Below are 16,217 nucleotides of genomic sequence, written 5' to 3'. Positions count from 1 at the left end.
AATGTTGATAAGGGCAGCCTTTCTAACCGACACAGGAAAAGTCCGTCAGCATAATGAAGATGATGCAGGTATTTTTGAAGCAAAAGAAGACACCCTTCTAGCTGTTGTAGCAGATGGAATGGGAGGTCATCTTGCTGGTGATGTGGCCAGCAAGATGGCAGTTTCTTCTTTAAAAGAATACTGGGAAGCAACATCTTCAATTCCAAATAAACCAGCCGAGCAAGAAAGCTGGTTAATCTCAAAAATTAGTGAAATTAATGACCAAGTATATGAACATGCGAGAAACAATGAGGAGTGCCAAGGAATGGGGACGACCATTGTTTGTGCGCTCGTTCATTTGCAAACGGTCACAATTGCCCATATTGGAGACAGCCGCTGCTACTTACTAAGAGAAGGAGCACTCACCCAATTAACGGATGACCACTCGCTTGTCAATGAGCTTGTGAAAACAGGTGAGATTTCAAAAGCGGATGCAGAATATCATCCAAGAAAAAATGTGCTCACGAAGGCATTAGGAACAGATAAACACGTTCAAATCGATGCACGCACCTTTGAAGTTGATCCAGGAGATCAAATCCTGCTTTGCTCAGATGGATTATCGAATAAAGTAGAAGAAGAGAATTTGATTCATATCTTAACGCAAACGACCGCACCGGATGAAAAAGTAACAGCGTTAATTCAAACAGCGAATGACAACGGCGGTGAAGATAACATTACAGCAGTACTGTTAGAAATCTCCTCCAAAACAGAGGAGGGTGACAGCAAGTGTTGATCGGAAAAAGGATCAGCGGCCGTTATCAGATTCTTCGCGTCATAGGCGGAGGCGGAATGGCAAACGTTTATTTGGCGGAGGATATGATTTTAGATCGCGAAGTAGCGATTAAAATTTTACGGTTTGACTTTGCAAGCGATGATGATTTTATTAGACGGTTCCGTCGAGAAGCACAATCAGCAGCAAGCTTAGATCATCCGAACATTGTCAGCATCTACGATGTAGGAGAAGAAGATGACATTTATTATATTGTCATGGAATATGTCGAGGGAATGACGCTGAAGGAATACATACATGCCAATGGACCGCTTCATCCGAAAGAAGCCATTCGCATTATGGAGCAAGTCGTTGCGGCGATGGAAGAAGCCCATGCGAAACAGCTCGTCCACCGGGACATTAAGCCTCACAATATATTAATAGACAACATGGGGAATATCAAAGTCACTGATTTTGGAATTGCCATGGCACTCAGCTCAGCGACCATTACCCATACAAATTCAGTCCTAGGTTCCGTGCACTATTTGTCTCCAGAACAAGCACGCGGAGGTCTTGCAACAAAAAAGTCAGACATCTATTCACTTGGAATTGTGCTCTATGAACTTATCTCAGGACGCATGCCGTTTGAGGGGGAATCAGCGGTTAGTGTCGCGCTGAAGCATTTGCAATCAGAACCCCCATCTGTGAGAAGATGGAATCCTTCTGTTCCACAAAGCGTGGAAAACATCATTTTAAAGGCGATGGCCAAAGATCCATTTTATCGATTTGAAGATGCATCTGAAATGCAAAAAGACTTAAAAACAGCCTTCGACCCTGCAAGACTAAAAGAAAAACGCTTTGTCATTGAAGAAGATCATGAAGCAACGAAAGCCATCCCAATCATCCAAGATCATCAAGTCGGTCAAGACAATGAAAAAACAGCCGTCCATCCTGCTCAAAAACCGAAGAAAAAAAAGAAACAAAAACCGAAAAAGAAACGAAAAAAATGGCCTTGGGTTGTGGCATCGATCTTATTCATTCTGACAGCCGCGACGATTTTAGCCATCACTGTGTTTCCAGGGTTACTCTTTCCAAAAGATGTTGAGGTCACAGATGTATCGGGCATGACGGTTGAAAAAGCAGAAGACACCTTGAAGAAAGCTGGATTTACCATCGCTTCTGAACCAATTGATATCGCTGATGAGAAAATTGAAAAAGGACTTGTTGTCAAAACAGATCCGAAAATCGGCACAAAGGTAAAAGAAGGAACAGAGATTCAGCTTTACCAAAGTACAGGCAAAGAAAAGACCGAATTACCTGATGTAACAGGCGAAAAGGTCGAGAAAGCAAAAGAATTATTAGAGAAAAAAGGGTTTAAGCAGGTCGTCGTGGAGGAAGTGAATGATAATGACACCGAATCAGGGCTTGTCATGGAACAGAAACCTTCAGCGAATACAGAGCTTGTCGCAGCAGATGAAGAAGTGACTTTGACAGTCAGCATAGGCCCTGCCGATATTACATTACGGGATTTAACGACGTATAGTAAACAGGCAGCATCGAATTATTTAGAGGATAATGGTTTAAAGCTCGATGAAAAAGAAGCGTATTCTGATGATGTGCCAAAAGGTGAGGTCATGAAGCAGGAACCAGGAGCGGGAACTGCTGTCAAGCCAGGTGATACGGTCAAAATCACATTCTCTCTTGGACCGAAGAAAAAACCGGCCAAAACAGTAACTGAAAAGATTGCGATCCCATATGAACCAGAAACGGAAGGGCAAGAAATGAATGTCCAAATTTCCATTGATGATGCAGAGCATAGCATTTCTGATTTATATGAAACCTTTAAAATCACTGCCCCAACCGAACGAACCATTAAGTTTAAGATTGAACCAGGTCAAAAAGGATATTATCAGGTGACGGTTGATGATAAAGTAGTGAGCTCCAAAACGATCGAATACCCTGATGATGAATAAAGGAGGGACTTTATGCCTGAGGGCAAAATTATTAAAGCATTAAGCGGGTTTTATTATGTACTGGATGAGTCTCGAGAAAGTGGAAAAGTGATTCAGTGCAGAGCGAGAGGCATTTTTCGAAAAAACAAAATAACACCTCTTGTTGGAGATTATGTCGTTTATCAAGCAGACAATGATAAGGAAGGCTACGTATTGGAAGTAAAAGAGCGAACAAACGAACTTGTTCGGCCGCCTATCAGTAATGTCGATCAAGCGGTGCTTGTTTTCTCAGCGACAGAGCCAACCTTTAGCACATCGCTTTTAGACAGATTTTTAGTGCTTGTTGAAGCCAATCAGATAGAGCCGATCATCTGCATCACAAAAATTGACTTGCTGAAAACAGAGCAAGAACGCAAAACCATTCAAGCATATGCAGAGGACTACAGGCAAATTGGATATGACGTTCATTTAACATCTACAATCGAGGGGGACGGAATTGAAAAACTAACCCCACACTTTCATCATAAAATGACTGTATTTGCAGGTCAGTCTGGTGTAGGTAAGTCCTCACTTTTAAATGCGATGAGCCCTGATTTAGCGCTGAAAACAAATGATATTTCATCCCATCTTGGCAGGGGGAAACATACGACAAGACATGTGGAACTCATTCGTATAGCTGAAGGACTCATTGCAGATACACCTGGCTTTAGCTCACTCGAATTTACAGGCATCGAAGCGGAAGATTTAGGTCTGTACTTTTTAGAAATCAGAGAGCGGAGTGCTGATTGTAAGTTTAGAGGATGTTTACACGTGAAAGAGCCTGGCTGTGCGGTAAAAGATGCGGTAGAACATGAGCAAATCAGAAAGTATCGCTATCAGCATTATTTAGAGTTTTTAGCTGAAATCAAAGACAGAAAGCCGAGGTACTAAATCATGGTTTATATTGCCCCTTCCATTTTATCAGCAGATTTTGCTAATTTGGAGAAAGATATCCGTGATGTGGAAAAAGGTGGAGCGGATTATATTCATATCGATGTCATGGACGGCCATTTCGTACCGAATATCACATTTGGACCGAATGTAGTTGAAGCGATCAGGCCGCATACACATCTTCCGCTGGATGTTCATTTAATGATTGAACATCCAGACCGGTATATCCCTGCATTCGCAAAAGCAGGCGCTGACATCATTTCTGTCCATGTGGAAGCATGTCCGCACTTGCACAGAACCATACAGCACATGAAGGAGCAAGGCGTAAAAGCAGGCGTCGTCCTGAACCCACACACTCCCATTTCTCAAATTGAGCATGTATTAGAGGATGTGGACCTTGTGTTATTCATGACGGTGAATCCTGGTTTTGGTGGACAGGCATTTATTCCATCTGTCCTCACTAAGGTAAAAGAACTAAAGACACTTAGTGAACAAAAGGGCTTAACCGATTTACTCATTGAAATAGACGGCGGTGTCAATGTAGAAACAGCAAAGAGCTGCAAAGAAGCAGGCGCTAATTTACTTGTAGCCGGCTCAGCGGTATACGGTAAAGACAACCGCTCAGCAGCCATTCAGGCGATTCGCGAAGCGTAAAGAAAGGAACCAAAGGCATTGTGATCTTTGGTTCTTTTTAAATGGAGAGGAGCGCATATCATGCACATACATATCATAGCCGGCGGTCCTGTTGAATATATCCCGCCCCTTGAACGTGAAGCATCTAAGGATGACATTCTCTGGGTTGGCGTAGACCGAGGAACCCTATTTTTACTAGACCATGGCATTATTCCTGCCAAAGCATTTGGTGATTTTGATAGTGTGACAGAAGAAGAGCTTCGCGAGCTAAAAAAGAAATTGCCTGCTCTGAATGTATTTCAGGCAGAAAAAGATGAAACCGATTTAGAGCTCGCGCTTAACTGGGCCTTGCGTCAGCACCCAGAACAGATTCAAATATACGGCATAACAGGCGGAAGAGCCGATCATTTTCTAGGAAATATCCATCTCCTATACAAAGGCATTCAGCACAAGCAGAACATCATACTCGTGGACAAGCAAAATATCATTCAAATGTTTGGACCTGGTACATACGAAATAAAACAAGACTTGGACAAAAAATACGTGTCGTTTCTCCCCTTTGGTACACCGATTGAAAAGCTGACATTAAAAGGTTTCAAATATCCACTGAAAAATTGTCATATTGAGCCTGGTTCCACACTATGTATTAGTAACGAACTCATCCACTCAAATGGTACTTTTTCTTTTCATGAAGGCATATTAATAATGGTAAGAAGCAAAGATTGACCAACCTATCAATGTGGATGGCTGATTAAGCTCAATTGTGCTGCAAGCGGTACTTTTAGGAGGGGGACAAAATGAAATTTTATACAATCAAACTGCCTAGATTTCTTGGGGGCATTGTCCGTGCGATGCTTGGTTCATTTAAGAAAGATTAATGAGTAATCTCCTTTATTTCCACATAAAAACGCCTGCTACAATTAACTGTAGCAGGCGTTTACTCTTGCTTATACACGCTCAACTTTACCAGATTTCAAAGCTCGAGCTGATACATATACTCTTTTAGGCTTACCGTCCACTAGAATACGAACTTTTTGAAGGTTCGCGCCCCAAGTACGTTTTGTAGAGTTCATTGCGTGAGAACGGTTGTTCCCAGCTTTTGTTTTTCTGCCTGTAATAACGCATTTACGTGCCATTTGTTTCCCTCCTAACTGCGAAAACATCATCATATTCTTCATATACGTTCTTAGAGATGCCTCAAGATACTTTAATAATTTACCACAGCTTCAAGGGGTTTGCAAGGATTGTTTACGCCTCTTTCAAGAAAAATACCTTGACATCTTGATAAAAAATCAAGGCTATAGTATAAGTAGGATTGGGTCGGATTGAATGATTTCTTTTAAAAAGAAGGGTCTTATAGTAAAATAGTGATAACTCAGGGCAATTTCTCAAAAAAGGGGGAACCAATGTGTCCATTGAACTTAGAACGAAATACGGACAAATTGATATATCAAATGAAGTCATTGCAATGGTAGCAGGAGGCGCTGCAATTGATTGCTATGGTATTGTTGGCATGGCGTCCAAAAATCAAATGAAGGACGGCTTGACGGATATTCTCCGCAAAGAGAACTTCAGCCGGGGTGTTCTTGTGCGTCAAACAGAAGACAGCATTCATATTGATATGTACATCATCGTTAGCTACGGTACAAAAATATCAGAAGTCGCACATAATGTTCAAACGAAAGTCAAATATACGATTTCTCACACGATTGGACTTTCTGTTGACTCGGTCAACATTTATGTACAAGGAGTAAAAGTTACGAACCCGTAGTAAGGAGGAAATATATTGTCTATTAGAAATCTTGATGGCCGCTCATTTGCAAAAATGATTCTTGCAGGTGCTCACCATCTATCTCAAAACGCACAAATTGTTGATGCGTTAAATGTTTTTCCGGTGCCAGACGGAGACACGGGAACAAATATGAATTTGTCAATGACTTCAGGAGCAAAAGCAGTTGAAGAAACAACGACCGATCATATTGGTAAGGTCGGGGTGGCTCTGTCAAAAGGGCTATTGATGGGCGCAAGAGGAAACTCAGGCGTGATCCTGTCACAGCTCTTTAGAGGTTTCAGTAAAAATATAGAACAAAAAGAGACGATTGACGCCAAAGAATTTGCCCTTGCCTTGCAGGCAGGTGTTGATACAGCCTATAAAGCCGTGATGAAACCGATTGAAGGGACCATCTTAACGGTTGCAAAAGATGCAGCAAAGAAAGCGGTTGCTGTTTCAGCGACAGAAGATCAAATTGACCGCGTGTTAGAATTAACGATTGAGGAGGCAAGTGCGTCACTTGATCGAACGCCAGATTTGCTCCCTGTTTTAAAAGAAGTGGGTGTTGTAGATAGTGGAGGTAAAGGACTTCTTTATGTATATGAAGGTTTCCTTGCTTCTTTAAGAGGAGAAGAGCTCCCTTCTAAAATGGCCTCTTTGCCAACGCTCAAAGAACTAGTGAGTGCAGAACATCATAAAAGTGCGCAAAGCCATATGAACACAGAAGATATTGAATTTGGCTACTGTACAGAATTTATGGTGAAATTTGAAGAAGACAAACAGTCCTTTGAAGAGAATGCATTCAGAGAAGACCTAAGCGAATTCGGAGATTCACTTCTTGTGGTATCCGATGATACGCTAGCGAAAGTTCATATTCATGCAGAGCAGCCAGGAGATGTCTTGTCATATGCACAGCGCTATGGCAGCCTGATCAATATGAAAATTGAAAACATGAGAGAGCAGCATAGCTCAATCGTAAATGAAGAAAAAGATCACTCGCCTGCTGCACCAAAAGTACCCGCTGCTGAAAAACAGCGCTTCGGAGTAGTGAGTGTCGCAATGGGAGAAGGAATTGCAGACTTGTTTAAAAGTATTGGGGCTTCCGTCGTCATTGAAGGTGGACAAACGATGAATCCGAGCACAGAAGACATTGTCAAAGCAATTGATAGCACACATGCCGAAACCGTCTTTATCTTACCTAATAATTCTAATATTGTCATGGCAGCTAAACAGGCGGCAACTGTCTCAAGTCGTGAGGTCGTTGTCATTCCGACGAAGACCGTACCTCAAGGGATGTCAGCACTTCTTTCTCTAAATGAAACAGCTTCAAATAAAGATAATGAAGCAGCGATGTTAGAAGCGATTGATCATGTGAAAAGCGGCCAAATTACCTTTGCAGTGAGAGATACTCAAATTGATGGAATCGACATTGCCAAAGGCGATTATATGGGTCTATTCAACGGGAAAATCACTTTAACTGCGAAGAATCAATTAGATGCAGCCAAAGAGCTTTTGACCAAAATGGTGACAGAAGATGATGAGATTGTCACGATCATTAAAGGGGAAGACGCATCATCTGGTGAGATGGAAGCGTTAGAAGCCTTTATTGAAGAAACATTTGAAGATGTAGAGGTTGAAGTCCACGATGGCAAACAGCCGCTTTATTCATATATTTTGGCTGTTGAATAACGAAAGAAGGGCAAATAAAGCCCTTCTTCTTCTTTTGCAATTTTTTACTAGGGATTCCTCGGTGAAATGAGTTGCGGGAAACGAATGAATCCATTAGTCTAAAGGGAGAAACAAACCAATATGTGAGTGGTTATGAGAGGGGAAGACCTATGAAATTTAGAAGTGTGTTTGATATTATTGGACCCGTCATGATTGGTCCATCAAGTTCGCACACAGCGGGTGCGGCTCGTATAGGAAGAGTGGCTCGCAGCTTATTCGGGAGAGAACCGAAACGAATTGTCGTTTCATTTTATGGTTCTTTTAAAGATACGTATAAAGGGCACGGTACAGATGTAGCGATTATAGGCGGTGTTCTTGACTTTGATACATTTGACGAACGAATCAAAACAGCGATTGATATTGCAAAAAGCAAAGCGATTGACATCGAATTTAAAGAAGAAGATGCAGTACCAGCGCATCCGAATACAGCAAAAGTAGAGATTTCAGATGCGAATGGAAAGCTTGAATTAATCGGCATTTCCATCGGCGGAGGTAAAATTGAAATCACAGAATTAAATGGCTTTGAGCTCAGGCTTTCAGGAAATCACCCTGCCATTCTTGTGGTTCATAACGATCGCTACGGTACAATTGCGGCAGTTGCCAATGTATTAGCGAAATTCGCCATCAACATCGGTCATATGGAAGTGGCGCGTAAAGATGTCGGGCAAGAGGCACTGATGACAATTGAAGTGGATCAAAATATTGACCCAGCTGTCCTATCAGAGCTAGAAACGCTGCCTAACATTATTCAAGTCACACAAATTGCAGATTAACAACTAGGAGGTAATGTATGATGATGTTTAAAAACGTCAAAGAACTCGTGCAGCTAACAGAAGAACGGAATACCTCCATTTCAGAAATGATGATTTTGCAAGAAATGGAAGTGACAGGGAAGTCACGAGAAGAAATTTTCTCGCAGATGTACCGCAACCTAGAAGTGATGGAACAGGCCGTTGAAAACGGACTAAAAGGTGTGAAATCATTATCAGGTTTAACAGGCGGAGATGCAGTCAAACTTCAAGCGTATATCGCATCAGGCAAAACGTTGTCTGGTCATACGATCTTAGATGCTGTCAGTAAGGCAGTTGCAACGAATGAAGTCAATGCAGCAATGGGGACCATCTGTGCTACGCCTACGGCAGGATCAGCAGGTGTTGTACCTGGGACGTTATTTGCAGTAAAAGAAACATTACAGCCAACAAAGGAACAAATGGTCAGATTCCTATTCACTTCTGGCGCATTTGGTTTTGTTGTGGCCAATAATGCCAGTATCTCTGGTGCAGCAGGCGGCTGTCAGGCAGAGGTAGGCTCAGCATCAGGCATGGCAGCGGCAGCCATTGTAGAAATGGCAGGCGGCTCGCCGCAGCAATCTGCTGAAGCGATGGCCATTACACTGAAAAATATGCTTGGACTTGTTTGTGATCCAGTAGCAGGACTTGTCGAGGTACCATGTGTGAAACGAAACGCAATGGGTGCATCAAATGCAATGATTGCAGCAGATATGGCACTTGCCGGTATTACGAGCCGTATACCGTGTGATGAAGTCATTGATGCCATGTATAAAATTGGTCAAACGATGCCAACAGCCCTTCGTGAGACCGCACAAGGCGGGCTCGCTGCAACACCGACAGCAAGAGAGCTTGAAAAGAAGATTTTCGGAGGTGTGACCTCATCTCGTGATACAGAAACTGCAAGATAATATCTCTGTCCTAAAAGGGATTGGAGAAGAAACAGAAAAAACATTAAATGAACTTGGAATCTATACAGTAGCCGATTTGCTCGGCTACTTTCCTTATCGATATGATGACTATGAGCTTCGCAACTTAGAAGAAGTGAATCATGACGAACGTATCACGGTTGAAGGCAAAGTGCACAGTGAGCCCGTTCTCACCTATTATGGAAAGAAACGAAGCAGGCTGACATTCAGGCTGCTTGTCGGGCGTTTTCTCATTACGGCTATTTGCTTCAATCGCCCATATTTAAAACGAAGTCTTGTTTTAGGTGATACAGTATCTGTCACAGGAAAGTGGGATAAAAACCGTCAATCCATTATGGTGCAGGAATTTAAAAAAGGGACACACGAGCAAGATGGCAGTATAGAACCTGTTTATTCGGTCAAAGAAAATGTAACGGTGAAGATGATGAGGCGCTTTGTGAAACAAGCTTTGTCGCTTTATGTAGACAAAGCCGAAGATCCACTGCCAAAGCAGCTTGTCCTTGCCTATAAACTCATGTCCTATCAAGATGCTTTAAAAACCATTCATCTCCCTGAAACAAGAGACTCGCTCAAGCAAGCAAGACGCCGCTTTGTGTACGAGGAATTTTTGATTTTTCAGCTGAAGATGCAGGCGATCAGAAAGAAAGAACGAGAAAAAACATCAGGTATCCAGCATCCGTTTTCAAAAGAGGCTGTCTTTGAGTTTGTTCACAGCCTGCCATTTCCGCTGACTAAGGCACAATCAAGAGTGCTTGATGAAATTATGTCTGATATGGCGTCCCCGTATCGAATGAACCGGCTGCTCCAAGGAGATGTTGGATCAGGGAAAACAGCTGTTGCAGCCATTGCACTTTATGCCGCTCATTTATCCGGCTTTCAAGGTGCGCTGATGGTGCCAACTGAAATTTTGGCAGAACAGCATGCAGATTCACTGTACCAGCTCTTTGAAAAATGGGGCCTGAATATCGCCTTGCTGACGAGCTCTGTGAAAGGAAAACGTCGCAGAGAATTGCTGGAACGTTTGAAAGAGGGCGAGATTGATATATTAGTCGGTACGCACGCTCTCATCCAAGACGAAGTCGAATTTCAGCAGCTCGGTCTCGTCATCACAGATGAACAGCACCGGTTTGGTGTGGAACAACGGAAGAAACTGAGAAGTAAAGGGCAGGACCCGGATGTCTTGTTTATGACCGCAACACCTATTCCAAGAACACTTGCAATTACTGTATTTGGAGAAATGGACGTATCCGTCATTGATGAACTACCAGCTGGCCGAAAGCAAATCGAAACGTATTGGGTCAAGCATGACATGCTCGAGAGAATTCTTGCTTTTGTGGATAAAGAGCTGAGAAAAGGCAGGCAGGCGTATATTATTTGTCCGCTCATTGAAGAATCAGACAAACTGGATGTTCAAAATGCGATTGATGTCCATAGCATGCTGACGGAGGCGTATCGCGGCAAGTGGTCGATCGGCTTAATGCACGGGAAGCTTGCAAGTGATGAAAAAGATCAGGTGATGAGAGCCTTTACCACAAATGAAGTCCAGATTCTCGTTTCGACCACAGTCGTTGAAGTAGGGGTTAACGTGCCGAATGCTACCATCATGGTCATATATGATGCAGACAGATTCGGACTGTCTCAGCTTCATCAGTTAAGAGGCCGGGTCGGACGCGGAGAGCATCAATCATTTTGTATTTTAATGGCTGATCCGAAATCAGAGACAGGTAAAGAACGAATGCGGATTATGTCCGAAACGACCGATGGCTTTGAGCTGTCTGAAAAGGACTTAGAACTAAGAGGGCCTGGCGATTTCTTTGGTAAAAAACAAAGCGGGATGCCTGAATTTAAGGTAGCAGACATGGTCCATGACTACAGAGCACTTGAAACCGCAAGAAAAGATGCGGCAGAACTTGTGCAATCGGACGCCTTTTGGACAGAGCCTGAATACAAAGAACTTCGGCAAACGCTTGTAGACAGCGGTGTGCTGGGCGGAGATAAATTAAGCTGATCGTGAGCTGGAGGAATTTTCTTGTCTTTTTGAAACAAGGATTGATTTATCATCTATGAGATTATATACTACTATTAGTACCTAGTCATAAATGTACGGATGGTGTCTGCATATGAAACTAAATAAAAAAGAACGTCAAAAGCTTCTCCAGCAAACGATCAGCTCGACTCCATTCATTACTGATGAAGAATTGGCAAGCAAATTCGGTGTAAGCATTCAGACGGTTCGTCTTGATCGTTTGGAGCTGTCAATCCCTGAATTACGCGAAAGAATTAAGCATGTGGCCGAAAAGACATTAGAGGATGAAGTGAAGTCACTTCCGCTGGATGAAGTGATTGGAGAAATGATTGATGTAGAGCTTGATGATCAAGCCATTTCCATTTTTGAAGTGAGAAAAGAGCATGTATTTAGCCGTAACCAAATTGCCAGGGGACATCATCTCTTCGCCCAGGCAAATTCGCTGGCAGTCGCCGTCATCGACGATGAACTGGCGTTGACAGCAAAAGCGAATATCAGGTTTACAAGGCAGGTCAAACAAGGTGAAAGAGTTGTCTCGAAAGCCAAAGTAGCCTCGCATGATAAAGAAAAAGGTAGAACCGTAGTTGAAGTAAACAGCTATGTAGGTGAGGAAGTTGTCTTCTCAGGTGACTTCGTCATGTATCGCTCAAAACAAAAGTAAAAGGTGGCACATAACATGAGAATTGCAGTCGATGCAATGGGGGGAGATCATGCCCCTAAAGCCATTATTGACGGTGTGCAAAAAAGCTTAGCAGCATTTTCAGATATCGACATTACACTTGTCGGCGATGAAAGCAAAATCAAACCATACATAACAAATAACGAGCGCATCACGATTTTAGATGCAAAAGAAGTCATTGAACCGACAGATGAGCCAGTACGTGCAGTCAGACGTAAAAAGGATTCATCTATGGTGAAAATGGCGCAGGAAGTATCCGAAGGAAGAGCAGATGCCTGCATCTCAGCAGGAAATACTGGAGCACTCATGACAGCAGGACTGTTTATCGTAGGCAGAATTGATGGCATTGATAGACCAGCACTTGCTCCAACTTTGCCAACACTGGATGGCAGCGGATTTTTATTACTAGACGTCGGTGCAAACGTCGATGCCAAACCAGAACATCTTGTGCAATATGCCATGATGGGATCTATTTACGCAGAGCGAGTCTTCCCAAAAAGCAATCCGCGCGTTGGACTTTTAAATGTAGGAACAGAAGATAAAAAAGGCAACGATTTAACAAAAAAAACCTTCGAATTACTTAAAGCATCAGACTTGAATTTCGTAGGAAATGTGGAGGCTCGTGATTTATTAGAAGGTGTAGCCGATGTCGTTGTCACAGATGGATTCACAGGAAATATTGCGCTTAAAACGATTGAAGGAACAGCCCTTTCCGTATTTAAAATGCTGAAAGAAACATTAACATCCAGCTTTACAGCGAAAATAGCAGCAGGCATGATGAAGCCGAAATTGATGCAGATGAAATCTAAAATGGATTACTCCGAATATGGTGGTGCCGCTTTATTTGGTTTAAAGGCTCCTGTTATTAAAGCGCACGGCTCCTCTGATGAAAACGCCATTTTCCATGCAATTCGTCAGGCGCGTGATATCGTTGAAAAAGACGTTTCAGCCATCATTCATCAAGAAGTTCAAAAAGAAAACACGAATGAGTCTTAATGGAGGTAAAGCAGCATGAGCAAAATTGCATTTTTATTCCCTGGCCAAGGCTCTCAAAAAATTGGCATGGGAAAAGATTTATTTGACCAAGAAACAGCATCTAAAGCTGTGTTTGAAGAAGCAGACAAGACCCTCGGTTTTGACTTATCTTCTATGATTTTTGAAGGGGATGCAGAAGAACTGACGCTGACTTATAATGCGCAGCCAGCTCTTTTAACAACAAGCATCGCCATCTTAAAGAAATTTGAAGAGAGCGGAATCAAAGCAGATTATACAGCAGGACACAGTCTTGGTGAATACACAGCCCTCGTTGCAGCAGGCGCTCTTTCGTTTAAAGATGCTGTATACGCCGTCAGAAAACGCGGCGAATTAATGAATGAAGCCGTTCCAGCAGGTGAAGGCGCAATGGCAGCGATCCTTGGACTAGATCAAGCATCGCTTTTGGAAGTAACAAAAGAAGTGACAGAGAGCGGTCATCTTGTAGAACTCGCTAACTTAAACTGCCCTGGACAAATCGTCATCTCTGGTACAGCAAAAGGTGTAGAACTTGCATCAGAGAAAGCGAAAGAAAAAGGCGCAAAACGTGCAATTGCACTTGAGGTGAGTGGACCTTTCCATTCAGCTTTAATGAAACCAGCAGCTGATAAATTCACAGATGTACTGTCAAAACTAGACATTGCGGATGCCAAAATACCGGTCATTTCAAATGTAACAGCAGACATCGTGACATCTCGTGGTGAGATTGAGACAAAGCTCATTGAACAATTGTATTCTCCTGTTCGTTTTGAAGAAAGTGTGGAACGCCTCATTGATTTAGGTGTGACAACGTTTATTGAAATTGGTCCTGGCAAAGTGCTTTCAGGTCTTGTGAAAAAGGTCAACCGCCGCCTGACGACTATTTCCGTTTCAGATCAAGAAACAATTGAAGCAGCAATTCAAACATTGAAGGGGGATTCTTGATGCTTACAAATAAAACAGCCGTTGTAACAGGTGCATCACGCGGTATTGGCCGTTCCATCGCGATCGATTTAGCGAAGAATGGTGCAAATGTTGTCGTGAATTATTCAGGAAACGAAGCGAAAGCAAATGAAGTAGTGGATGAAATCAAAGCACTTGGCAAGCAGGCTTTTGCTGTCAAAGCGGATGTCTCAAATGCTGAAGAAGTACAAGCATTAATGAAACAAGCCATTGATACATTTGGTTCAATCGACATCCTTGTGAATAACGCTGGCATTACAAAGGACAACCTGCTCATGAGAATGAAAGAAAATGAATGGGATGATGTCATTAACATAAACTTAAAAGGTGTCTTTAACTGTACAAAAGCTGTGACGCGCCAAATGATGAAGCAGCGAAGCGGAAGAATCATCAACTTGGCATCAGTGGTCGGTGTATGCGGAAACCCTGGACAAGCGAACTACGTTGCAGCAAAAGCTGGCGTCATCGGGTTAACGAAAACAACCGCAAAAGAGCTGGCAAGCCGCCATATTACAGTCAATGCAGTAGCACCAGGCTTTATTTCGACAGATATGACAGACAAGCTTGATGACAATGTGCAGGCAGAAATGTTAAAACAAATCCCGCTTGCACGCTTTGGTGCGCCTGAAGATATTAGCAACATTGTTGTCTTTTTAGCTTCTGAAGGAGCAGGTTATATTACAGGCCAAACCATCCAAGTGGATGGCGGAATGGTCATGTCTTAAGAAATATCAAAATTTCGTTAGGTTTTCTCTAGTTTTTTAAAAACGAATCAACTATAATACTTTGAGGGGAGGTGAAAGGCAATGGCAGACGTATTAGAGCGTGTAACAAAAATTATTGTAGACCGCCTTGGCGTTGATGAGGCTGACGTGAAAATGGAAGCTTCATTTAAAGAAGATTTAGGCGCTGATTCCCTTGATGTAGTTGAGCTAGTTATGGAACTTGAAGATGAGTTCGATATGGAAATTTCTGACGAAGATGCTGAAAAAATTGCAACAGTCGGTGACGCTGTGAACTACATAAATAACCAGCAATAAGCGTAACAAAGTCCCGTCTACTTTCATGACGGGACTTTGAAAATTTATGTTAGTTTCAACACATTCAGCTGATCAATTGTCAGCCTTTTTCAGATGCTGGGAGCAATGTTTCCTTGCATGTAGAAAGAGAGACTCCATATAATCAGTATCCTTAAAGGCGATTAAGCCTACCTGGAGGTTGCTATGCCAAAACACTATAAAGACAAACAGAAACAGAGCAAAAAACTAGAGCAATTTAGAGAATTCCAGCAGCGTATTTCAGTACAGTTTAAAAATGAAAAGCTTTTATATCAAGCCTTTACACATTCCTCTTATGTCAATGAGCACCGGAAAAAACCTTACGAGGATAATGAAAGACTTGAATTTTTAGGAGATGCTGTTTTAGAATTGACCATCTCTCAATTCTTATTTGCGAAATATCCAGCGATGAGCGAGGGAGATTTAACAAAACTGAGAGCGGCGATCGTGTGTGAACCGTCACTTGTGTCACTGGCACATGAGCTGTCCTTCGGAGACCTTGTTCTTTTAGGGAAAGGCGAAGAAATGACTGGCGGCAGAAAACGCCCCGCACTCTTAGCAGATGTATTTGAGGCGTTTATCGGAGCACTTTATTTAGATCAAGGGCTGGAACCTGTTGAACGATTCCTAGAAGGGTATGTGTATCCTAAAATTAATGACGGAGCTTTTTCACATGTCATGGACTTTAAAAGCCAGCTTCAAGAATTTGTTCAGCGCGATGGAAAAGGTGTGCTAGAATACCGAATCCTGCATGAAAAAGGACCTGCACATAACCGGGAATTTGAAGCGAATGTATCCCTCAGGGGAGAAGTGCTCGGGATTGGAAATGGCCGCTCTAAAAAAGAAGCAGAACAGCACGCTGCACAGGAAGCACTTGCTAAATTGCAGAAACATCATATGAACCAATAAAATCCCCCTCGTCATTCAGGGGGATTTCACTCTGTTTTCCATCATCTTTTTTCGCTTCATATGGTAAGATGATAGTACTTTAAATACATAAG

General features: G+C 42.5%; 18 protein-coding genes. 17 read left to right on the top strand and 1 reads right to left on the bottom strand.

Going from position 1 to position 16,217, the window contains the following annotated elements; translation table 11 throughout:
• The first annotated feature begins 1 nt into the window (after position 1).
• From BA70_RS02675 to spoVM, 6 genes are all read left to right on the top strand, one after another.
• Entirely contained in the window at positions 2 to 772 is a 771-nt protein-coding gene (locus BA70_RS02675; RefSeq protein WP_034317857.1) for a Stp1/IreP family PP2C-type Ser/Thr phosphatase, read from the top strand.
• Positions 766 to 2,721: a Stk1 family PASTA domain-containing Ser/Thr kinase gene (gene pknB / locus BA70_RS02670; protein ID WP_034317854.1), complete on the top strand. Its 1,956-nt coding sequence runs from the start codon at positions 766 to 768 to the stop codon at positions 2,719 to 2,721. The genes BA70_RS02675 and pknB overlap by 7 nt, the downstream gene beginning before the upstream one ends.
• A gap of 12 nt (positions 2,722 to 2,733) precedes the next feature.
• Entirely contained in the window at positions 2,734 to 3,630 is an 897-nt protein-coding gene (rsgA, locus tag BA70_RS02665; RefSeq protein ID WP_034317852.1) for a ribosome small subunit-dependent GTPase A, read from the top strand.
• A 3-nt stretch (positions 3,631 to 3,633) separates the two neighbouring features.
• Positions 3,634 to 4,284: a ribulose-phosphate 3-epimerase gene (gene rpe, locus BA70_RS02660; RefSeq protein ID WP_034317849.1), complete on the top strand. Its 651-nt coding sequence runs from the start codon at positions 3,634 to 3,636 to the stop codon at positions 4,282 to 4,284.
• 60 nt (positions 4,285 to 4,344) lie between these two features.
• Positions 4,345 to 4,989, top strand: coding sequence for a thiamine diphosphokinase (locus BA70_RS02655; protein ID WP_034317846.1), 645 nt, complete (start codon positions 4,345 to 4,347; stop codon positions 4,987 to 4,989).
• Positions 4,990 to 5,060: 71 nt separating this feature from the next.
• The gene (gene spoVM / locus BA70_RS02650; RefSeq protein ID WP_008354550.1) at positions 5,061 to 5,141 is read left to right on the top strand and encodes a stage V sporulation protein SpoVM; all 81 of its coding nucleotides are present in this window, start codon (positions 5,061 to 5,063) and stop codon (positions 5,139 to 5,141) included.
• A 69-nt stretch (positions 5,142 to 5,210) separates the two neighbouring features.
• Here the strand turns inward: spoVM and rpmB are convergent, their stop codons facing one another.
• On the bottom strand, positions 5,211 to 5,399 hold the full coding sequence (gene rpmB, locus BA70_RS02645; RefSeq protein WP_003212514.1) for a 50S ribosomal protein L28: 189 nt from the start codon (positions 5,397 to 5,399) through the stop codon (positions 5,211 to 5,213).
• Between the two features lie 272 nt (positions 5,400 to 5,671).
• Between rpmB and BA70_RS02640 the strand changes: the two genes are divergently transcribed.
• From BA70_RS02640 to rnc, 11 genes are all read left to right on the top strand, one after another.
• Positions 5,672 to 6,034, top strand: a complete 363-nt coding sequence (locus BA70_RS02640) for an Asp23/Gls24 family envelope stress response protein (protein ID WP_034317844.1) — start codon at positions 5,672 to 5,674, stop codon at positions 6,032 to 6,034.
• A gap of 15 nt (positions 6,035 to 6,049) precedes the next feature.
• Complete coding sequence (locus tag BA70_RS02635; RefSeq protein WP_034317842.1) at positions 6,050 to 7,723, top strand: DAK2 domain-containing protein; 1,674 nt, start codon at positions 6,050 to 6,052, stop codon at positions 7,721 to 7,723.
• Positions 7,724 to 7,872: 149 nt separating this feature from the next.
• Positions 7,873 to 8,535, top strand: coding sequence for an L-serine ammonia-lyase, iron-sulfur-dependent subunit beta (sdaAB, locus tag BA70_RS02630; protein WP_034317840.1), 663 nt, complete (start codon positions 7,873 to 7,875; stop codon positions 8,533 to 8,535).
• Positions 8,536 to 8,558: 23 nt separating this feature from the next.
• Positions 8,559 to 9,461, top strand: a complete 903-nt coding sequence (gene sdaAA / locus BA70_RS02625) for an L-serine ammonia-lyase, iron-sulfur-dependent, subunit alpha (RefSeq protein WP_034318122.1) — start codon at positions 8,559 to 8,561, stop codon at positions 9,459 to 9,461.
• A complete protein-coding gene (recG, locus tag BA70_RS02620; RefSeq protein WP_034317837.1) occupies positions 9,439 to 11,487 on the top strand; it encodes an ATP-dependent DNA helicase RecG in 2,049 nt (682 codons plus the stop codon). The genes sdaAA and recG overlap by 23 nt, the downstream gene beginning before the upstream one ends.
• A 112-nt stretch (positions 11,488 to 11,599) precedes the next feature.
• Positions 11,600 to 12,166, top strand: coding sequence for a transcription factor FapR (gene fapR / locus BA70_RS02615; protein ID WP_034317834.1), 567 nt, complete (start codon positions 11,600 to 11,602; stop codon positions 12,164 to 12,166).
• A gap of 15 nt (positions 12,167 to 12,181) precedes the next feature.
• Entirely contained in the window at positions 12,182 to 13,180 is a 999-nt protein-coding gene (gene plsX, locus BA70_RS02610; RefSeq protein WP_034317831.1) for a phosphate acyltransferase PlsX, read from the top strand.
• A gap of 15 nt (positions 13,181 to 13,195) precedes the next feature.
• The gene (gene fabD, locus BA70_RS02605) at positions 13,196 to 14,140 is read left to right on the top strand and encodes an ACP S-malonyltransferase (RefSeq protein WP_034317828.1); all 945 of its coding nucleotides are present in this window, start codon (positions 13,196 to 13,198) and stop codon (positions 14,138 to 14,140) included.
• Complete coding sequence (gene fabG / locus BA70_RS02600; protein WP_034317825.1) at positions 14,140 to 14,883, top strand: 3-oxoacyl-[acyl-carrier-protein] reductase; 744 nt, start codon at positions 14,140 to 14,142, stop codon at positions 14,881 to 14,883. Before fabD ends, fabG begins: the two co-directional genes overlap by 1 nt.
• An 81-nt stretch (positions 14,884 to 14,964) precedes the next feature.
• Complete coding sequence (gene acpP, locus BA70_RS02595; protein WP_034317822.1) at positions 14,965 to 15,198, top strand: acyl carrier protein; 234 nt, start codon at positions 14,965 to 14,967, stop codon at positions 15,196 to 15,198.
• Positions 15,199 to 15,381: 183 nt separating this feature from the next.
• On the top strand, positions 15,382 to 16,125 hold the full coding sequence (gene rnc / locus BA70_RS02590; RefSeq protein WP_034317819.1) for a ribonuclease III: 744 nt from the start codon (positions 15,382 to 15,384) through the stop codon (positions 16,123 to 16,125).
• Positions 16,126 to 16,217 lie beyond the last annotated feature (92 nt).

The organism is Bacillus zhangzhouensis, assembly GCF_000715205.1.
Taxonomy (GTDB): domain Bacteria; phylum Bacillota; class Bacilli; order Bacillales; family Bacillaceae; genus Bacillus; species Bacillus zhangzhouensis.
Note: the sequence above shows the minus strand (reverse complement) of the source record. Positions and strands in the feature narration are given on the sequence as shown.